Genomic DNA, 18,998 nt, shown 5'->3' with positions numbered 1-18,998 from the left:
GCGGGGGGCTTCTTGTATCTGCTGTCCCCCATGAGAAAGCTCCTCATGCCTGCCCTGTTGTCGCTCGTGGCCTGCACTTCCGCGAAGGAAGCCACGCGTGATGAAGCCCCCGCCGCGTCCCAAGCGACGCCGAGCGCTCCGGCCCAGGAGGGCCCTTCCCGCATGGCCTACCCGGCGACCCGTTCCGACGCGGTGGTGGACACGCTGCACGGCGAGCAGGTGGCGGATCCGTACCGCTGGCTGGAGGACGAGAAGGCCCCGGAGGTCCAGGCCTGGATGAAGTCGCAGGACGGCTTCACCCGCGACGCGCTGGCGAAGATGCCGGGCCGCGACGCGCTGACGAAGCGCTTCACGGAGCTGTTCTACGTGGACTCGGTGACGGCGCCCTTCCGCCGGGGCAACCGCTTCTTCTTCATGCGCACCCACAAGGACAAGGAGAAGGCCATCGTCTACTGGAAGGACGGCGAGTCCGGACAGGAGAAGGTGCTGCTGGACCCCAACGTCATGAGCAAGGACGGCCCGGTGTCCCTGGGCCGCTGGGTGCCGTCGTGGGACGGCAAGCGCGTGGCCTTCCCGGTGCGCCCCAACGCCGCGGACGAGGCCACCCTGCACGTCATCGACGTGGACACCGGTGAGTGGTCCAAGGTGGACGTGATCGAGGGCGCGAAGTACGCCAACACCAACTGGACGCCGGACGGCAAGGGCTTCTACTACGAGTGGCTGCCCACGGACCCCTCCATCCCGGTGGACGCGCGCCCGGGCTACACCACGCTCAAGTTCCACAAGCTGGGCGAGGATCCGAAGAAGGACGTCGTGGTGCACGAGCGCACCGGCGATCCGACGACGTTCCTCCAGGGTGATTTGTCGCGTGACGGCAAGTACCTGTTCGCGTCCATCCTGCGCGGCTGGAGCGAGAACGACGTCTACTGGAAGCACCCGGCGGAGAAGGACTGGCGGCTGCTCGTGAAGGGCAAGGGCGCCAAGTACAACGTCCTCGCCTGGAAGGACCGCTTCTACGTCGTCACCGACGAGGGCGCCCCGCGCCAGCGCGTCTTCGCCGTGGACCCCAAGAAGTCCGAGCGCGCGAACTGGAAGGAGCTGGTGCCGGAGGACCCCAAGGCCACGCTGGAGAGCGTGTCGCTGGTGGGCGGCCACCTGGCGCTGGAGTACCTCAAGGACGTGACGACGGAGCTGCGCATCACCACGCTGGAGGGCAAGCCGGTGCGCACCGTGCAACTGCCGGGCGTGGGCGCCGCCAGCAACCTGATGGGCCTGGAGGACCAGGACGACGCCTACTTCTCCTACAGCTCCTTCACCACGCCCCGGCAGGTGTACCGGACGTCCGTGAAGAGCGGGAAGGTGGACCTGTGGGCGAAGGTGGAAGTGCCCATGGACCCGGACGCGTACACCACGGAGCAGGTCTTCTTCACGTCGAAGGACGGCACGAAGGTGCCCATGTTCCTCGTCTACAAGAAGGGCCTGAAGAAGGACGGCACCGCGCCCACGCTGCTGTACGGCTACGGCGGCTTCCTGGTCAGCATGCAGCCGGGCTTCCGCGCGAGCATCCTGCCGTGGCTGGACGCGGGCGGCGTGTACGCGGTGGCCAACCTGCGCGGCGGCGGTGAGTACGGCACCGCGTGGCACGAGGCGGGCCGGGGCGCGAACAAGCAGAACGTGTTCGACGACTTCGCGGGCGCGGCCGAGTACCTGGCGAAGGAGAAGTACACGCAGGCGAAGAAGCTGGCCATCTACGGCGGCAGCAACGGCGGCCTGCTGGTGGGCGCGGCCATGACGCAGCGCCCTGAGCTGTACGGCGCGGTGGTGTGCGGCGTGCCGCTCCTGGACATGGTGCGCTTCCACCTGTTCGGCAGCGGGCGGACCTGGGTGCCGGAGTACGGGTCGGCGGACGACGCCGGGCAGTTCAAGACCCTGTACGCCTATTCGCCCTACCACCACGTGCGTCAGGACGTGCGCTACCCGCCCCTCCTGATGATGAGCTCGGACCACGACGACCGGGTGGACCCCATGCACGCGCGCAAGTTCGTGGCGGCGGTGCAGAACGCGAAGGGCAATCCGGCGCCCACGCTGCTACGCATTGAGGCGAACGCGGGCCATGGCGGGGCGGACCAGGTGGCCAAGGCCATCGAGTCCAGCGTGGACATGTATGCCTTCCTCTTCCAGGTTCTGGACGTCGCACGGCCGGATGCCGGGGTAGCGGCCGAGAGCCGCTAGAATCGGGGCAGGACACACTCCTGCCTCCCGGTGTTCCCTTGAAGGCAGGGTGCGGACCCCTAATCTTGAGCGGGGAACGGGTCCTGCGACCGGCGTGTTATAGAGCAGCGTTTCACCCTGCATGCGCGCTTGGCGGGCATGTGGGCAACTCTTGAAGGGCTTGCCCGTACGGCAGGCCAGCGGGTGGCGGATACATGTTCTTCGGACGTGACGACAAGAAGGAAGCCCAGAAGCGGGGACTCACCATCCCGCTCTTGCCCCTTCGGGACATCATCGTGTTCCCGCACATGGTGGTTCCGCTGTTCGTCGGCCGGGAGAAGTCCATCGCGGCGCTGAAGGACGCGATGGCCCACAAGGGGCCGGATGACAAGGCGGTCATCCTGCTGGCCGCCCAGAAGAAGGCCAAGACGAACGACCCCTCGCCCGACGACATCTTCCACTTCGGCACCATTGGCCACCTCATCCAGCTCCTTCCGCTGCCCGACGGCACGATGAAGGTCCTGGTGGAGGGCGTGCGCCGCGCCAAGGTGAAGAAGTTCCACCCGAACGACGCCTTCTTCATGGTCGAGGTGGACGAGGTCGAGGAGACGCTGGAGAAGAGCGTGGAGCTGGAGGCGCTGGTGCGCTCCGTCCACTCCGTCTTCGAAGCCTTCGTGAAGCTCAACAAGCGCATCCCGCCGGAGATGCTGATGCAGGTCGCCAGCATCGACGACCCGGCGCGCCTGGCGGACACCATCGTCGCGCACCTGTCGCTGAAGCTGAACGACAAGCAGGCGCTGCTCGAGACGGAGTCCCCGGCCAAGCGCCTGGAGAAGCTCTACGAGCTGATGCAGGGCGAGATCGAGATTCTCCAGGTGGAGAAGAAGATCCGCACGCGCGTCAAGAAGCAGATGGAGAAGACCCAGAAGGAGTACTACCTGAATGAGCAGATGCAGGCCATTCAGAAGGAACTGGGTGAGCGCGACGAGTTCAAGAACGAGATCCAGGAGATTGAAGAGAAGCTGAAGAACAAGCGGATGAGCAAGGAGGCCACGCTCAAGGTCAAGAAGGAGCTGAAGAAGCTCCGGATGATGAGCCCGATGAGCGCCGAGGCCACGGTCGTCCGCAACTACATCGACTGGATCATCAGCCTGCCCTGGTACGACGAGACCCAGGACCGGCTGGACGTCACCGAAGCGGAGCGGGTGCTCAACGAGGACCACTACGGCTTGAAGAAGCCGAAGGAGCGCATCCTCGAGTACCTGGCCGTGCAGCAGCTGGTGAAGAAGTTGAAGGGCCCCGTGCTGTGCTTCGTGGGTCCTCCGGGCGTGGGCAAGACGTCGCTGGCGCGCAGCATCGCGCGGGCCACGGGCCGCAAGTTCGTGCGCCTGTCGCTGGGTGGTGTGCGTGACGAGGCGGAGATCCGCGGCCACCGCCGCACGTACATCGGCGCGATGCCGGGCAAGCTCATCCAGTCCCTGAAGAAGGCGGGCAGCAACAACCCCGTGTTCCTCCTGGACGAGATCGACAAGATGTCCACGGACTTCCGTGGCGACCCGAGCGCGGCGCTGCTGGAGGTGCTGGACCCGGAGCAGAACCACAACTTCAACGACCACTACCTGGACCTCGACTACGACCTGTCCAAGGTGATGTTCATCTGCACCGCGAACACGATGCACAACATCCCCGGTCCGCTGCAGGACCGCATGGAAGTGATTCGCATCGCGGGGTACACCGAGCCGGAGAAGCTCTCCATCGCGCGGCGCTACCTGATTCCGAAGGAGCAGGAGGCCAATGGCCTCGCGGACCTGAAGATCGACATCACCAACGACGCGCTGAAGACCATCGTGCACCGGTACACGCGCGAGTCGGGCGTGCGTTCGCTGGAGCGTGAGATTGGCGGCGTGTTCCGGAAGATCGCCCGCGACGTGCTGAAGAACGGCAAGCGGGACCTCATCGAGGTGGACCGCAAGCAGGCGATGAAGTTCCTGGGCACGCCCCGCTTCCGCTACGGCGTGGCGGAGCGCGAGGACCAGGTGGGCATCGTCACGGGCCTCGCGTGGACGGAGCTGGGCGGTGAGATCCTCACCACGGAAGCCACGTCCATGCCGGGCAAGGGCAAGCTCATCATCACCGGCAAGCTGGGCGAGGTGATGCAGGAGTCCGCCCAGGCGGCCATGTCCTACGTGCGCAGCCGCGCGGAGCGCTTCGGCATCGACCGCAAGGTGTTCGAGAACTACGACATCCACGTCCACCTGCCGGAGGGCGCGATCCCCAAGGACGGTCCGTCCGCGGGTGTCACCATGGCCACGGCGCTGGTGAGCGCGCTGACGCGCGTGCCGGTCCGCAGGGACGTGGCGATGACGGGTGAAATCACGCTGCGTGGCCGCGTGCTGCCCATCGGCGGTCTGAAGGAGAAGACGCTGGCGGCGCACCGCGCGGGCATCAAGACGGTCCTGATTCCGAAGGCGAACAAGAAGGACCTGAAGGACATCCCGCTGAAGATCCGCAAGGCGCTGCGCATCGTCCCGGTGGAGTTCGTGGACGACGTGCTGCGTGAGGCGCTGCTCCTGGAGAAGCCGGAGGAGTTCGGCCGCAAGGGAGCGGGGGACAACCTGAAGATGGGGCTGTCCGTACCGGATGCGGTGTCCACGCCTTCCGCGCCGGCCTCCTGAGGTCTTGAGTCCCGGGCCCCTTGAGGGGGCCTGGGATGGGTGGTGACGAAGCCAGGATGCCGGCCGACCAGGAGTCGCCGGTCTCCTGGCTTCTCTCTTTTCCGGAGCCGGTCGGGGTACAACGCGGGCGGTGGCTCCCCGCGCGCGAATCCTGTCCTACTCCCTGGTGCTGGTGATGGCCGCGGCCTGCGGGCCGTGCGGCTTCCAGCCGGAGCCGGGCGTGAAGGTGGTGGTGCCGGCGATGCCCACCACGCTCGACTGGAGCCACTCGGATCCGCAGAGCTGGGTGAACTACCCGGTGATGCTGGCCACGCAGAAGGGGCTCACCACGTTGGGGGCGGACCACTCGGTCCAGCCGGGCCTGGCGGAGCGGTGGGAGCGTGAAGCGGACGCGGCCGGGCATGAGGTCTACACGTTCCACCTGCGCGAGGACGTGACGTGGTCGGACGGTTCTCCCGTCACGGCGCGCGACTTCGTCTTCGGGTGGCACCGGGCGCTGCTGGGCCGTGAGCGCGGCGAGATGGCGGACCTCCAGGGCGCGGAGGAGGTGCTCGCGCTGCAGGAGCGCGGGGCGCCGCAGGCGGAGGTGACGGCCGCGCTGTCGCGGGTCGGGGTGGAGGCAGTGGCGGCGCGGACGCTGCGGGTGACGCTGGCGCGGCCCCGGAGCTACTTCCTGGCGCGGCTCGCGAACGTGTACCTGTTCTTTCCCGCGCCTTCGGTGGACCTGGAGGGCAAGTCGGACGAGGCGGTGCGCGACTACTTCGACCGGCCTCGCGACGGGCGTCCGCTGGCGGTGGGGCCTTATCGAGTCGAGCGGTGGGACCGCGCGGGCGAGCGCGTGCGGCTGGTCTACAACCCGCGCAGCGCATTCATCCCGCCGATGGGGCCAGGGGAGACGCCCGCGCCGGTGTTGACGCTGATGAAGTCGGAGATCGGTCCTGCGCTGTATGAGCGGGGCAGGGTGGACTTTGTCTTCGTGGACAGCGCGGCGGCGCTTCGCGGGATGAAGGCGGCGGACCTGAAGCGTGAGCCGCTGTTGTCCACGTACTTCCTGGGCTTCAACACGGAGCGTCCGCCGTTGGACCGGCCAGAGGTGCGCCGGGCGCTGGCGCGGGCGCTGGACCGGGAGGCGCTGCTCGCGGGGCTGCTGCCGGCCGCTCGCGCGACGAATGTGTTGCTGCCTCCGGAGCTGCCGGATGCGGCGACGCCAGAGCAGGCGGCTCTGCTGCCTCGCTACGAGCCGGAGCGGGCGAAGGCGGAGCTGGCGGGGGTGAAGGGGTTGGACCGTCCGCTGCGGCTGGTGGTGAAGGCGGGGGATTCGTTCGTGCCGGAGGAGGCGCTGGCGGAGCGCATCGCGGCGCAGCTCGCGAAGGTGGGCGTGCAGGTGGTGGTGGATTCGCGGTCGGACTTCTCCGCGGAGGTGGCGCGCAGGACGCCGCAGGGACCGCGCGCGTATGACCTGTATCTGCGGCGGTTGGGCGCGGACTACGCGCACCCGAACACGTTCTTCACGCTGTTCGAACGGCAGGGCAACCACCAGACGGGCTGGGAGACGCAGGGCGGCGGCGAGCCGATGCGCCGCTTCGAGCTGCTGCTGGAGATGGCGGACGGCGACCCCGACCCTGTGCACGCGCGCGAGCTGTACGCGAAGGCCCAGCAGGTGCTGGTGGGGGATGAGGCCGTCATCGCGCCGCTGTACCACCCGGACCGTTACTTCCGGGCGCGGGCGCGGTTGCACGGCCTGGACGTGGATCCGTTCAACTTCCTCGCGCTGCGTGCACTGCGGCTGGGCCCGGATGAAGCCGCCTCGGCCCGCGCGGAAGGGCAGGGGCCCTAGCGCATGCGCCTCATCGCGACGCGCCTCGTGCGCCAGCTCGTGCTCGTGCCGGTGGTGGCGGTGGCCTCGTACTTCCTCATGGCCGCGCTGCCGCTCACCACGGAGAGCGACAACAAGCGGCAGGTGTCCCCGGAGCTGGCGGCTTCGTATCAGCGCGACCTGGGCATCGGTGAACCGCTCGGGTTCCTTCGGCCCTGGGAGAAGCTCTTCGCCGGGGAACGCCTGGGCACCAGCGCTCAGGGCATCACCGGCGATGAGCTGCTCCAGAAACTCTCCGGCAGCGTGGGTGTGGGCCTGGTCGCGCTTCCCCTCGCGCTCGCTTGGGCGGTGGGCTTCGCGCTCCTTCGCACCCGTTGGCGGCGGGGACGCTTCGCCGTGCTCGGGGACGTGCTCCCCGCCATCGCGTTCGGGACGCCCGTGTTCATCCCCGCGCTGCTGCTGGCCCCAGCCGTGGTGGAGCGCGGACACCTGTTGCCGGAATTGTGCGCGGCGGTCGTCATCGCCATCTGGCCGGGGACCTTCCTGGGCACGCTCGTGGGGGATGCGCTGGAGACAGAGCTGTCCCGTGACTACGTGCGCACCGCGCTCAGCAAGGGCCTGGACCCCGGCACCGTGCTGCGCCGCCATGTCCTCCCCAACGTGTGGCCCGCGCTCCTGGACGCCGTGACGCCCGTCGCCACCGCGCTGCTCGCGGGCTCGTTCGCCGCGGAGCGCGTCTTCGGCCTGCCGTACTTCGGTCAGCTCTACGTGCTCGCCGTCCTCAACAAGCAGGTCGCCGTCGTCGTCGTGTCCACCACCACCTTCGCCACCGTGCTCGTCGTCGTGAGCCTCACCGTGGAGATGCTGCGCATGCTCGTGGATCCCCGCGCCCGGGAGGCCCGCGCTTGAGCCGCATCCCGCTGCGCGCCTGGGTGGGGCTGGTCCTCCTCGTGGGCCTGGGCGCCTTGAGCCTCGTGGCCGGCCGCCTGTTTCCCGAAGCACTCGCGAACACCTGTCCGCTCGGCTGGGACCTGAACCGGCCGGACCGGAGCGTGTGCGAGCTGGCCTTCGGTGGCCTGTGGGTGTCGCTGGCCATCGGGCTCGCGGCCGGCGCGCTGTCGACCGTGCTGGGGCTGGCCGTCGCGGCGCTCGCGAGGCTGTCCGGCGGCGTGACGGAGCAGGTGCTCTTGCGCGCGGTGGACGCCGTGTTCGCCCTTCCGGATGTCCTCGTGGTGATGGTGCTCCAGCTCGCCGGTCAGTCCCTGATGGACGCGGGCATGGGCGGCGGCCTGGGCCCCTTTGGCTTGATGGTGACGTCGCTGGCCCTGGTGGGCTGGGCCGGCCCCGCGCGCATGTTCCGCGACCGCCTGGCCACCCTGGAGGGCCAGGAGTACGTGGCCGCCGCGCGGGCCCTGGGCGGTGGTGGCGCGCACGTCCTTCGCGTGCACCTGTGGCCGCTGCTGCGCCCCTTCGTGCTGGCCGTGTTCTTGAGCCGCCTGCCGAGCGCCATCCTCACCGAGTCCACGGTGAGCTTCTTCGGCATCGCCCGCATGGAGCCTATGTCCCTGGGCCGCTACCTGGGCACGTCCTACGCCGCGCTCATCTACGAGGGCGGCGGCCGCGTGGTGATTCCCGCCTGGGGACTGCTCGTCCTGCTGGTGCTTGGCGCCTCGCTTGCTTCCCAGGCTTTGGGGGGAGGTACCCGTCGCGAAGTGTGAGGAATGCCGCACATTGAGGCAGCGGTTTCACACGGACGGAAACCCTTTGCCCTCAGGTGAACATCATGTCCCTCCCGACGGAAGAAATCCCCCTCTCGCCTGCCCGTGATGAGCGTCCGCGTGACGACGGCCTGCGCAAGGAGACCGTCCGGGGTTCGGTGCTGGTGGTCGAGGACGACGCCGCGCACCGCGAGCTCCTGGTCGAGCTGGTGAGCACCTGGGGCTACGACGCCATGCCCGTGGGCAGCGCCGAGGAGGCCGAGTTCGCCGTGCGCAACAAGCGCATGGACGCCGCCATCGTGGACGTGTTCCTGCCCGGCCGCAGCGGCACCACGCTCATGTCCAAGCTGCGCGAGAAGTTCCCTCAGGCCGTGCTCATCGGCGTGAGCGCCATGAGCGACGCGGCCACCGCTCGCAAGTGCAAGGGCCTGGGCGCGGATCTCTTCATCGGCAAGCCGTTGGATCCGGAGAAGCTGGCCAAGGCGCTGAAGTCCAAGCACCAGAGCTGGCACTGAGAGCAGCAGGGGAGCGGGTTCCGGTTGCACACCCCCGCCGGACGGCCGATGCTCCCTGGCGTGAAGAACCTCGCCACCGGCTTCCTGCTGGCCATGCCCCAGCTTGGAGACCCGAACTTCTACCGGTCGGTCATCCTGATGATCGAACACGGGGAGACGGGCTCCATGGGGCTCATCGTGAACCGGGGAGCGCCCCTGACGCTCGGTGAGCTGGCGCGCGGTCAGTCGATGGACATCTCGACGGACCGCGTGTCGCAGCCGGTGTTCGTGGGCGGCCCGGTGGAGCCCCAGCGGGGCTTCGTCCTGCATGACGACGACTCCGTCGCGGAGAAGCACGCCGTCCTGCCGGGCCTCTACCTGAGCGTCACGCTGGACGCGCTGGGACCCCTTTTGCAGCGGACGGACCCGCGCGTGCGCTTCTGCCTGGGGTACGCGGGCTGGGGCCCCAAGCAGCTGGAGAATGAAATCGCCGCGGGCTCGTGGCTGTACGCCGACGCCACCGCGGACGCGGTGCTGGGACAGGACCCGGCGAAGTTGTGGGATGCCACCCTGCGCGGACTGGGCGTGGACCCGGCCATGCTGGTGATGGGAAAGGGGATGAACTGATGCTCGACGCTGAGACGCTTCGCCGTTACCTCCTCGAGGCCCTGCCGGGCTCGGAGGTGGAGTTGAACGACACCACGGGGACGGGAGACCACTTCGAGGCTCGTGTCATCGCCCCCGCCTTCACCGGCAAGACCATGGTGGAGCAGCACCAACTGGTGTACGCGCCGCTGCAGCAGTGGCTGAAGTCGGGCGAGCTGCACGCGCTGGCGCTCAAGACCTATTCGCCCGAGCAGTGGAAGAAGCTCGGGCCCCGCTGAAGAAGGAGCAACGATTCATGGATCCGACCCTCAAGGCCCAGTTCGACGAGACGGTGAAGTCGCACCCCATCGTCCTCTTCATGAAGGGCAACTCCCTGTTCCCCCAGTGCGGCTTCTCCGCGCGCGCGCTCCAGCTGCTCCAGCCGCTGGGCCCGGTGCACACGGTGGACGTGCTGGCGGACCCCGTCGTGCGCCAGGGCATCAAGGACTACTCCAACTGGCCCACCATTCCGCAGGTCTACATCCACGGGAAGTTCGTGGGCGGGTCGGACATCCTGATGGAGCTGGCCGAGCGCGGCGAGCTGCAGGACCTGGTCGCCGCCGGCGGCAAGTAGGCGTTTGAGAGGGAGCGGGGCCGGGGGGAAGACCCGGGCCCCGTCCCCCGCGTAGACTGGGCGGCGGTCGCCAAGAGGGGTTGAAAGCCGCCGTGCTCACCGTCACACCGCCTGAGTCGAAGCCGCAGGACGCGTCCACCGAAGTGCCCGGAGTGCCGGTCGAGGGGGGCCCCCTTCCTCCCGGCGCGAACGTCGCGGTCGCCACGCCCGGCGCTGGCGTCGTGGATCCGGACGACCTCGTCAGCACGGAGAAGACGCCCACGCTGGTGGACCGCGTGCAGGCCTTCCGCGCGAAGTACGAGCGGCAGGAGATGGCCCTCTTCTTCTTCGCGGGCTTCCTCTACGACGTCCTCACCCTGAGCCCTGTCGACGACGCGCTCACGGAGGTGCAGAACTTCGTCTACCTGGCCATCCTCGCGGGCCTGCTGGTGCTGGAGCAGCGCTATCCCGAAGGCGTGGAGCCGCCGAAGCTGCTGGGCAAGGTGTGGCGCTTCCGCGAGGACGCGCTGCACTTCTTCATGGGCAGCCTGCTGAGCGCGTTCACCCTGTTCCTCTTCAAGAGCTCGTCGGGTTTCACGCCGCTCTTGTTCATGGCGGGCATGTTCGGGCTTCTGGTGGCGAACGAGCTGCCGCGCTTCCGTCAGCTGGGCCCCGTCATCCGTGTGGCCGTCTTCAGCCTGTGCGTGACGCTGTACTTCGCGTCGCTGCTGCCGGTGCTCTTTGGCCGGGTGGGGTGGTGGATCTTCACGCTCTCCGTCGTGCTGGGCTGCGGGAGCATCTACGGGCTGCTTCGCGTGCTCAAGCGGTGGCGCCCGGATGAGAAGGCGCTGCTGCGCACGGTGGCGATTCCCGGCTTCGGCGCGCAGGCGGTGCTGCTCGGGTGCTACTTCCTGGGCGTGATTCCGCCGGTGCCCCTGGCGGTGCAGTACAGCGGCATCTACCACCAGGTGAAGCGCGTTTCCCCGGGCGTGTATCACCTGACGTCGGAGGTGCAGCCCTGGTGGAAGGTCTGGACGGCGTTCCACCACGGCGACCAGGACTTCATGGTGCGGCCCGGCGAGCAGCCCATGTACTTCTTCCGCATCTTCGCGCCCAAGGGCTTCGAGCCGTACCGCGTGCGCGTGCGCTGGTACTTCGACCATCCGGAGAAGGGCTGGACGGCGCTGGGCAAGGGCTTCCTCGCCTCGGTGAGCAGCAACGGCTCGGAGGGCGGCTACCGCTACTACGCGCAGCCGGGCACCACGCCCAAGCCGGGTGACTGGCGCGTCGTGCTGGAGACGGAGGCCGGGCACGAAATCAATCGCCTGAACTTCACCGTCACCGAGGACACGCGCACCGAACCGCGCGAGGAGAAGGTGGACGTGTCCGTGCTCAAGGTCACCAAGCCCATCTCGCTGGAGGACTGGCAGAAGCTCCAGCCCGCGCCGGTGGCGGCCGCGGCGGCTCCCACGCCGGCTACGGCGCCGGCGCCTTGAGCAGTGTCACCTGACCCAGCAGCACCGGCACCGCCGTCTCCACGCGCAGGATACGGGGGCCCAGCGAGAAGGGCAGGAAGCCGTGGGCTTCCAGCAGCTGGGCCTCGAAGGGCACCCAGCCGCCGTCCGGGCCGATGGCGAGCACCACCCGCGTGGCGCGCGTGATGTCCCGGGCCTGGAGGGAGAGGCTGGCGGGCGGGTGGGGGAGCAGGCGCAGCGGCTCCGGGCCGAAGACGGCGTCCAGCTCGTCCTCGACGAAGGGGCGGAAGCGCTCGCGGATCAGCACCTCCGGCATGCGCGTGTCGCGGGCCTGCTCCAGGCCCTGGAGGAGCAGCTCGCGGACGAAGGCCTCGTTGAGCACCTTGGAGTCGAAGTAGCTCTTCTCCACGCGGGCCGCGTTCACCAGCACGATGCGGTCCACGCCCAGGGACGCCACGGCGGGCAGGACCTTCTTCAGCGCCTTGGGGCGGGGGATGGCCAGGAGCAGGTCCACGCCGGCCCTTGGCGGCGGCGGGTCCGTCAGCTCGACGCGCAGGTGGAGCAGGCCGGGGGCGTTCTCCAGCACCTCGCCCGTGCCGGTGAGGCCGTTCAGGCGGCCCACGCGCAGGGATTCGCCGGGTTCGGCCTTGAGGACCTCGCGGGCGTGCTGGGCGCGGCGGCCAGTGAGCCGGGCGGTGCCGTCCGGCTGGAAGTCCTCGTCGAAGAGCAGGAGCAGGTTCACGGTCCCCTCCATGTAGCCGTTCCCGGGCGGGCAGGGGAGGGGGCGAGCCTCCCGGGAGGGCCGAGCCCGGCCGCCAGGGTCAGGGCCGTGATAAAGGGCCGGGCGTGCGTACCTTCTGCATCAAGTGTCTGCGTCCTGAAAGCGCGTGCTACTGCGCGCACGTCCCCCAGCTCCAGACGCGCACGCGCGTGGTGTTCCTCCAGCATCCGCGGGAGCGGCGCGTGGCCATTGGCACGGCGCGCATGGCGCACCTGTCGCTGACCAACTCGGAGCTGCACCGGGGCGTGGACTTCACCGGCCACGCGCGGCTGGAGGAGCTGGCGAAGAACCCCGAGCGCGTCGCGGTGCTCTTCCCGGGCGAGGACGCCATCACCGTGGAGGAGGCCCAGGCGAACCCGCCGGAGACGCTCATCGTCGTGGACGGCACCTGGCCGCAGGCGAAGAAGGTGGTGATGCGCAACCCGGTGCTCGCGGCGCTGCCGCGCATCGGCTTCGTGCCGCGCCGCCCGAGCAACTACCGCATCCGCGCGGAGCCGGCGGACCACTGCGTCTCCACCATCGAGGCGGTGGCGGAAATCCTGGGCCAGCTGGAGGGCAAGCCGGACTACTTCGACCGCATGCTGGGCGCGTTCGAGTTCATGGTGGACACGCAGCTGGAGCGGCAGGAGACGCGCACGGGGCCCAACCGCCGCCGCATCTACAAGGGCGAGTGGCGCCCGCCGCTGGAGCTGCGCTCGCTGGCGGATGTCGCGGACAGGCTGGTCCTCTTCTACGCGGAGGCGAACGCGCACCCGCTGGAGGCGGGCATCCCTCCGGAGCTGGTGCACCTGGTGGCCGTCCGCTACGCCACGGGCGAGCGCTTCGAGGCGGTCATCGCGCCGGAGCAGCCGCTCGCGTACAGCACGCCGCTGCATGTGGAGCTGCCGGAGGAGGAGCTGCGCGCCGGTGAGCCGCGTGCCCAGGCACTGGCCCGCTTCGAGGCGTTCCTGCGTCCGGACGACGAGCTGACGGTGTGGACCGCGTTCGCCCTGGACCTGCTGTGGAACGGGGGCCTGGCGCGCAGGGCCGCGCGCAACGTGCGGCTGGTCACGGCGAGGGCGCTGAAGGGCAAGGCGGGCGGCGTGGAGCAGGCGGTGGAGCTGCTCAAGGCGCCGGAGGTGGCGACGTGGGCCCGGGGCCGCGCGGGCCGCCGCATCAGCGCGCTGGAGTCCGTGACGCGTGAGCTGGTGGCGCGTGGAAGCGCGACCGAGCCGCCCGCGAAGCTGCCGCGCACCGGCTCCGAGGGCTGAAGGCGGCTACTGGCCCAGGCGCGCGGTGCCGACGCTGGCGTTCAGCGTGGTGGAGCCGGCGCGCCAGGGACGGGCCTGCTCGCGGACCCAGCGGCCCACCCGGGCGACGAGGTAGCAGCCCACCAGCAGCGCCACGGACACGCCCAGCGCCGCCGCGATGCCCAGCCGGGGACCGATGCGCTGCGCGAGGCCCGCGATGTCCGCCCAGCCGTACACCACCGGCAGGTGCAGCACGTAGATCCACAACGACAGCCGTCCCAGCGGCGCCAGCAGGCCGCTCACCCGCTGCGGCAGCAGGTTCACGACACCCAGCACCAGCAGGCCCTGCGCCACGCGGTACATCACCATCGTGGGACTGGTGGGCGTCCACTCCACGGGCACCCAACGGGTGAGCGCCAGCAGCGCTCCGCCCAACGCGAGCAGTGCGAAGCCCTGCGGCAGGCCCGGCTTGAGCACGTGCAGCCCGTGCGCGGCGAACGCGCCCGCGAAGAAGAAGCCCGCCCAGGGGAAGAACGGGAAGCGGCTGCCCTCCCCATTGCCAATGAACTGCTGCAGCGGCACCGGCAGGTGCGCGCCCGCCTGCCACATCCCGGCGCTCGCCAGGGGGATGCCCACCGCCAGCGCGCCCAACAGCAGCGCCCGCGCGCCCCGGTGCGGCGTCACGACCAGCGCCATGGCGCCCAGGAGCAGCGCCGCGCCAATGCACTGGAGCGCGTCGAACTGGAACACCTTGCGCAGCATGGCGTCGGAGAAGCCCAGCTCGCGCACCGCGCCCCAGCCCGGCCAGTGCAGCAGGTAGCCCAGGAAGAGCAGCAGCAGCGCGCGGCGGAACCGGCGGCCAAAGGAGTCCTTCGCCGCGCCCGGCTTCGTGCCCAGCGCCATCACCACCGCCCAGCCGCTCACCAGCAGGAACAACGGCGCGGTGATGCCCCGGACCTTCCAGTACTCCTGGATCCACGGGTGGTCCCGGAACGCGGGCGCCAGCAGCGCGTCCAGCGTGTGACCCATCACCATGGCGAGCACGGCCAGTCCTCGCGCGCCATCCAACGCGGGGTGCCGGGTCTGCCGGAAGTTGAGAGAGGGAGCGAAGCCTTTCAAAACGGTCCGAGCATAAGCCCACGTGCGGGCCTCGTCTCGAAAACGCACCCACCGTGGAGGTCGGCAAGCGTGGAAACGCGCCGGATTTTCACTCTCAGCCCAGGTCGCGTCCTCCGCGCAGGATGCTACAGGATGGATGCATGTCCGCCCGTTCCGCGCTCGCCGCCCTGGTGCTCCTCGCCGTCCCGGCCTCTGGCCGCGCCGCGTCTGGTGATGACTGGTTTGGCAACGACAAGCCCAAACACTTCGCGGCGTGCGCGGCGGCCACGGGCGTGGGCTACGGCGCGGGCGCCGTCCTCTTCGATTCGCCGGGCGCGCGGGCGCTCACCGGCGTGGGACTGGGATTGGGCGTGGGGTTGGGCAAGGAGGTGTACGACCGGGCTCGCGGCAGCGTCTTCTCCGTGAAGGACCTGGCGTGGGACGCCGCTGGCACCGCGACGGGGCTACTGGCCTCGTTCCTCGTGGACCGGTTCATCACCGAGGTGCTCCTGCCGCCCCGGAGCGTCGCCGTCGCCGGGAGTGGCGGCGGGAGCGTCCGGGCGCGCGCGGCGCTCCACGAACTTCAGCAGCAGGTCGCGCTGCAGCCGGGGCTCCACCAGCAGCAGGCGGCCTTCGGGATCATCGGAGTCGGAGACGAGCACGGTGACCTGCCGGCGCGGGCACTGGTTCATGCAGCCGGTGGGCGTGACGCGCACCTGACCGGCGAGGCCCCGCCCGGCCAGCTCCCCCTGGAGCCAGCGCGGCAGGTCCTGCCCTCCGCTCCGGGCGCTCTTCGTCAGGCACTTGCGGCAGACGAGCACGTCCACCTCCCGCCCCTTGCCGCCCGTGTCTCCATCCTGCATCCGCCGTCCTCCGTGGCGCCCCGCTTCCAGCCGGATGCGCCGCTGCGTGGTCCCGGTACGTAGCCGGAGCCTTGAAGAAGAGGTAGCGGCGCGGGGATTGTTCCGCAGGAGCCCCGGGCCGCGTCCGCCGGGCCGCCGTCCGGGCAGACGCTGCCGGACTGATGGAATGGGAAAGCCCGCGCCGTGGGTGCGACGTTCCGTCTCGAAGCCAGCCGCCCGGGTCACTGGTACGGTGCGCTCCGCGCCGCACACGGGAGGCTCTCCAACATGATGCGAAATCGACTGCTGCTCGGGTTCACCCTGTCGGTGATGGGGACGGGCTTGTTCGCCGGTTGTGAGCGCTCGCCTGACAAGGCTCCGGAGGCGAAGCCGTCCGCGCCCGCTCCGGTGGCGGAGCAGGCCCCGGCCCCGAAGCCCTCGGCTACGGATGCCGCGGCGGTGGCGAAGCTGGCGTCGCACTTCTTCCAGGCGCCTCGCAACCAGGCCCCGTTGCCCGAGGACACCGCGGAGCAGGTGGCCCTGGGGCGCATGCTCTTCCACGAGCCGCGCCTGTCGAAGAACCACGACGTGTCCTGCAACAGCTGCCACGGCCTCGACACCTTCGGCGTGGACAACAAGGCGCTGTCGGAAGGGCACAAGGGGCAGAAGGGCAGCCGCAACTCGCCCACCGTCTACAACGCGGCCCACCACATCGCGCAGTTCTGGGACGGCCGCGCCGCCACGCTGGAGGCCCAGGCGGAAGGGCCGATGATGAACCCGGTGGAGATGGCCATGCCGGACGCGAAGCGCGTCGAGGCCACGCTGTCCTCCATCCCCGAGTACTCCACGCGCTTCCGCACCGCCTTCCCCAAGGGGGGCAGGCCCGTCACGCTGGCCAACGCCGCCCGGGCGCTGGCCGCCTTCGAGCGCACGCTCACCACGTCGTCGCGCTTCGACCGCTTCCTCGCGGGGGAGCACGCGGCCCTGAGCGCGCAGGAGCAGCGCGGCCTGGAGGCCTTCGTCACCACCGGCTGCACCACGTGCCACAACGGCCCGGCGGTGGGCGGCGCGTCGTTCCAGAAGCTGGGACTGGTGGAGGCGTATCCGGCCCTCACCGACGCGGGCCGCTTCGACGCGACGAAGAACGAGGAAGACCGGGGCTACTTCCGCGTGCCCACCCTGCGCGACGTGGAGATGACCGGGCCCTACCTGCACGACGGCAGCGTGAAGGACCTGCCCACCATGGTGCGCCTGATGGGGCGCTACCAGCTGGGCCGCACGCTGAAGGACGGCGAGGTGGACGACCTGGTGGCCTTCCTCAAGAGCCTCACGGGTGAGCTGCCCCCCGCCGAGCGCATCTCCGCGCCGCCCCTGCCTCCCAGCACGAAGCGCACGCCCAAGCCGGACCCGTCGTAGCTTGCAGGAAACGTCGCGCCCCGCCCGGCGGGTGCTAAACCCTTGCGCCCATGACCTTCTTCTTCCATCTCCACTCGGGTCTTCGCTACCTGGTGCTGTTGTCCGGTGTCATCGCGCTCGCGTTCTTCGCGTTCGCGGTCGCCACGAAGCGCCCGTTCGACAAGGTGGGGCGCATCCTCGGCGCGTCCTACTCCGGCTTCTTGCAGCTGCAGGTGCTCGTGGGCATTGGCGTGCTGGTGACGCGCGGGTACTACCCGGCGCTCATCGGGCACATGGTGATGATGATTCTCGCGGTGGGCGCCATCCAGGGCCCCCTGTCCGCGAACCGCCGGCGCACGCCGCCTGGCTACGTGCTGCCGCTGGTGGGCACGCTGGTGTCGCTGGCGCTGGTGGTGGGCGGCATCCTGGCCATCCGACCGGGCCTGTTCGTCTCCTCCGCGTTCTAAAGGGCGTGAGGGCAGCGAAGCGGCTGGGGTCTCCAGCCGCCTCGCGAGGCCTCCGCTAGCGACGGGCGCGCCGGCGCAGGGCCAGGGGCACGAGCAGCCCGAGGAGCGCGGGCAGCAGGCCGGGGCTCGCGCTGCAACCGCCGTCATCGTCCTCGTCCCCGTCCCCGGACGGGTTCTGCTCAGGGCCCGCGTCCGGAACAACGCCCGCGTCCGTGGTTCCGGTGCCCGCGTCCGTGCCGGTGCCCGCGTCCGTGGTTCCGCCGGTGCCCGCGTCCGTGGTTCCGCCGGTGCCCGCGTCCGTGCCGCCGCCCGTGTTCGCGGGGCAGTCACCCAGTGAGTGCTCCAGCGCTCCCAGCGTGGCCGAGGCGGGCCGGGCGCGCGCGCAGAAGTCCTCCGGCGCCAGCGTGTTCTTCGGGGCCGCGCCGATGAGCGACGACACGTCGCCCTTGAGCGTCAGGTCGCCCTTGAGCGGCGCCACGTACCAGGACGCGAAGGTGGTGGTGGTCACGTTCGAGCGGTTCGTGCTCTGGGTGCCGGTGGCGCTGTCGCGGTTGCGAATGACGCCCGTCAGGACGTTGCCAAAGGCCTCGCCGGTGGACGCGGCGTAACGGTAGTCCACGCCCGTCGTGCCGATGAACGTGTTGAACAGCACGCGCGTGTTCGCGGCCTTGTTCAGGTACACCGCGACGTCCGAGCAGTTGGCCACGATGTTGTTGCGGATGATTCCGTCCGTGTGCTCCGGCGAGCACGGCACGGTCGGGTCGAAGGCCGGCGCGCAGTACTGATTGCCGGTGCCGCCACCGCCGAAGGACAGGCCGATGCGCGTGTCCCCCGCGGGCTGGTCCTTCACGCACAGGACGCGGTTGCGCTCGAAGATTCCCCGCTTGCCGCCGCTCTTCATGAAGGCGCCGTAGGAGATGCCGCCCTGCTTGGAGAAGTCATGCAGCTCGTTGTCGCGGACCACCCAGTCATCGCCGGTGTCGATGTTCAGCTTGTTGACGGGCGTGGACGTCGCGCGCGCGTGCGTGTCGTAGATTTCGTTGTTCTCGATGAGACCCCGGTGCGGCATCTCCCACACGCCGCTGCCGTTCTTCTCCGCGTTCGCCTTGAGCTGCGAGTTGAAGTCGCGCACGCGGCTGTTGCGCAGGACGAAGTTCTCCGCGTGGCCGGTGACGTGGAAGGCGTGCTCACAGTTCTGGTCGTTCGCGCAGATGCCCTCCACCGTGAGCCCGTCGAAGGTCCAGTACCGGCCGGACACCTTGAAGCCCTCCAGCGCGTTGAAGCGCACGGTGGCCGCGTGGCGGTTCTTCGCGCGCACGATGATGGGCGCAGCCTGGGTGCCCTCCGCGGCGCAGGTGAGGTTCGCGTTGACGGTGTACGTGCCGTCCTCCAGGACGATCTCGTCGCCGGCCTTCGCGGACGAAAGCGCGGTCTGGAGCTCGGCCACGGTGGAGACGCTCTTCACGGCCGCGCCGCCCGTCAGCGGCAGCAGGAGCAGGGTGAGGGAAAGGGCTCTCAAGGGGGGACTCCCGGTACGAAAAGGGGAGCGCCGACGTTAGCGGATCCCCACGCGGGGCAGGCGGCCGGGCGTGCGCAGGC

The 18,998-nt window shown here is 69.7% G+C and carries 17 protein-coding genes; 14 read left to right on the top strand and 3 right to left on the bottom strand.

Annotated elements, in window-relative coordinates; all coding sequences use genetic code 11:
* Positions 1-45: 45 nt before the first annotated feature.
* The 10 genes from D7X30_RS21825 to D7X30_RS21780 all read left to right on the top strand — a co-directional run bounded on the left by D7X30_RS21825 (position 46) and on the right by D7X30_RS21780 (position 11,608).
* Positions 46-2,232: a prolyl oligopeptidase family protein gene (locus tag D7X30_RS21825; protein WP_233591704.1), complete on the top strand. Its 2,187-nt coding sequence runs from the start codon at positions 46-48 to the stop codon at positions 2,230-2,232.
* A gap of 194 nt (positions 2,233-2,426) precedes the next feature.
* On the top strand, positions 2,427-4,886 hold the full coding sequence (lon, locus tag D7X30_RS21820) for an endopeptidase La (RefSeq protein ID WP_120564889.1): 2,460 nt from the start codon (positions 2,427-2,429) through the stop codon (positions 4,884-4,886).
* 175 nt (positions 4,887-5,061) lie between these two features.
* Complete coding sequence (locus D7X30_RS21815) at positions 5,062-6,723, top strand: peptide ABC transporter substrate-binding protein (protein ID WP_120564998.1); 1,662 nt, start codon at positions 5,062-5,064, stop codon at positions 6,721-6,723.
* 3 nt (positions 6,724-6,726) lie between these two features.
* Positions 6,727-7,611: an ABC transporter permease subunit gene (locus D7X30_RS21810; RefSeq protein WP_120564888.1), complete on the top strand. Its 885-nt coding sequence runs from the start codon at positions 6,727-6,729 to the stop codon at positions 7,609-7,611.
* Positions 7,608-8,420: an ABC transporter permease subunit gene (locus D7X30_RS21805; protein WP_120564887.1), complete on the top strand. Its 813-nt coding sequence runs from the start codon at positions 7,608-7,610 to the stop codon at positions 8,418-8,420. Before D7X30_RS21810 ends, D7X30_RS21805 begins: the two co-directional genes overlap by 4 nt.
* Before the next feature lie 65 nt (positions 8,421-8,485).
* Positions 8,486-8,935 (top strand): response regulator, encoded by a 450-nt coding sequence (locus D7X30_RS21800; RefSeq protein ID WP_014394875.1) that lies wholly within the window; start codon positions 8,486-8,488, stop codon positions 8,933-8,935.
* A gap of 60 nt (positions 8,936-8,995) precedes the next feature.
* Complete coding sequence (locus D7X30_RS21795; protein WP_120564997.1) at positions 8,996-9,541, top strand: YqgE/AlgH family protein; 546 nt, start codon at positions 8,996-8,998, stop codon at positions 9,539-9,541.
* Positions 9,541-9,798, top strand: a complete 258-nt coding sequence (locus tag D7X30_RS21790) for a BolA family protein (protein ID WP_120564886.1) — start codon at positions 9,541-9,543, stop codon at positions 9,796-9,798. Before D7X30_RS21795 ends, D7X30_RS21790 begins: the two co-directional genes overlap by 1 nt.
* 17 nt (positions 9,799-9,815) lie before the next feature.
* Positions 9,816-10,133, top strand: coding sequence for a Grx4 family monothiol glutaredoxin (gene grxD, locus D7X30_RS21785; RefSeq protein ID WP_120564885.1), 318 nt, complete (start codon positions 9,816-9,818; stop codon positions 10,131-10,133).
* Positions 10,134-10,225: 92 nt separating this feature from the next.
* Positions 10,226-11,608, top strand: a complete 1,383-nt coding sequence (locus D7X30_RS21780; protein ID WP_120564884.1) for a DUF2914 domain-containing protein — start codon at positions 10,226-10,228, stop codon at positions 11,606-11,608.
* On the opposite strand, the gene D7X30_RS21775 is transcribed toward D7X30_RS21780, so the two are convergent.
* Positions 11,589-12,329 carry a 16S rRNA (uracil(1498)-N(3))-methyltransferase gene (locus D7X30_RS21775; RefSeq protein ID WP_043322782.1) on the bottom strand — a complete coding sequence of 247 codons (741 nt, stop codon included), beginning with the start codon at positions 12,327-12,329 and terminating at the stop codon, positions 11,589-11,591. The genes D7X30_RS21780 and D7X30_RS21775 overlap by 20 nt on opposite strands.
* Positions 12,330-12,433: 104 nt before the next feature.
* On the opposite strand from D7X30_RS21775, the gene D7X30_RS21770 reads away from it, so the two are divergent.
* Complete coding sequence (locus D7X30_RS21770; RefSeq protein WP_120564883.1) at positions 12,434-13,618, top strand: tRNA-uridine aminocarboxypropyltransferase; 1,185 nt, start codon at positions 12,434-12,436, stop codon at positions 13,616-13,618.
* A gap of 6 nt (positions 13,619-13,624) precedes the next feature.
* Here the strand turns inward: D7X30_RS21770 and D7X30_RS21765 are convergent, their stop codons facing one another.
* Positions 13,625-14,716, bottom strand: a complete 1,092-nt coding sequence (locus D7X30_RS21765; protein ID WP_233591702.1) for an acyltransferase family protein — start codon at positions 14,714-14,716, stop codon at positions 13,625-13,627.
* Between the two features lie 140 nt (positions 14,717-14,856).
* Here D7X30_RS21765 and D7X30_RS42360 point away from each other — a divergent pair, with 140 nt between their 5' ends.
* The 3 genes from D7X30_RS42360 (at position 14,857) to D7X30_RS21745 (ending at position 17,399) form a co-directional block, all read left to right on the top strand.
* Entirely contained in the window at positions 14,857-15,621 is a 765-nt protein-coding gene (locus D7X30_RS42360) for a hypothetical protein (RefSeq protein WP_199724480.1), read from the top strand.
* Positions 15,622-15,825: 204 nt separating this feature from the next.
* A complete protein-coding gene (locus D7X30_RS21750; RefSeq protein ID WP_120564881.1) occupies positions 15,826-16,953 on the top strand; it encodes a cytochrome-c peroxidase in 1,128 nt (375 codons plus the stop codon).
* A 50-nt stretch (positions 16,954-17,003) separates the two neighbouring features.
* Entirely contained in the window at positions 17,004-17,399 is a 396-nt protein-coding gene (locus D7X30_RS21745; RefSeq protein ID WP_120564880.1) for a hypothetical protein, read from the top strand.
* Positions 17,400-17,454: 55 nt separating this feature from the next.
* On the opposite strand, the gene D7X30_RS21740 is transcribed toward D7X30_RS21745, so the two are convergent.
* On the bottom strand, positions 17,455-18,918 hold the full coding sequence (locus D7X30_RS21740) for a chondroitinase-B domain-containing protein (protein WP_120564879.1): 1,464 nt from the start codon (positions 18,916-18,918) through the stop codon (positions 17,455-17,457).
* Between the last annotated feature and the right edge of the window lie 80 nt (positions 18,919-18,998).

Origin of the sequence: Corallococcus sp. AB011P (assembly GCF_003611605.1) — a bacterium.
GTDB lineage: Bacteria > Myxococcota > Myxococcia > Myxococcales > Myxococcaceae > Corallococcus > Corallococcus coralloides.
The sequence above is the reverse complement of the archived record's forward strand: the minus strand, read 5'-3'. Positions and strand labels throughout refer to the sequence as shown.

Excerpts from the sequence above, each read along its gene's own strand:
- D7X30_RS21800 (WP_014394875.1), top strand. The coding sequence starts at position 8,486 with ATGTCCCTCCCGACGGAAGAAATCCCCCTCTCGCCTGCCCGTGATGAG.
- D7X30_RS21750 (WP_120564881.1), top strand. The coding sequence starts at position 15,826 with ATGATGCGAAATCGACTGCTGCTCGGGTTCACCCTGTCGGTGATGGGG.
- grxD (WP_120564885.1), top strand. The coding sequence starts at position 9,816 with ATGGATCCGACCCTCAAGGCCCAGTTCGACGAGACGGTGAAGTCGCAC.
- D7X30_RS21790 (WP_120564886.1), top strand. The coding sequence starts at position 9,541 with ATGCTCGACGCTGAGACGCTTCGCCGTTACCTCCTCGAGGCCCTGCCG.
- D7X30_RS21745 (WP_120564880.1), top strand. The coding sequence starts at position 17,004 with ATGACCTTCTTCTTCCATCTCCACTCGGGTCTTCGCTACCTGGTGCTG.
- lon (WP_120564889.1), top strand. The coding sequence starts at position 2,427 with ATGTTCTTCGGACGTGACGACAAGAAGGAAGCCCAGAAGCGGGGACTC.
- D7X30_RS21810 (WP_120564888.1), top strand. The coding sequence starts at position 6,727 with ATGCGCCTCATCGCGACGCGCCTCGTGCGCCAGCTCGTGCTCGTGCCG.
- D7X30_RS21815 (WP_120564998.1), top strand. The coding sequence starts at position 5,062 with ATGGCCGCGGCCTGCGGGCCGTGCGGCTTCCAGCCGGAGCCGGGCGTG.
- D7X30_RS42360 (WP_199724480.1), top strand. The coding sequence starts at position 14,857 with ATGTCCGCCCGTTCCGCGCTCGCCGCCCTGGTGCTCCTCGCCGTCCCG.
- D7X30_RS21825 (WP_233591704.1), top strand. The coding sequence starts at position 46 with ATGCCTGCCCTGTTGTCGCTCGTGGCCTGCACTTCCGCGAAGGAAGCC.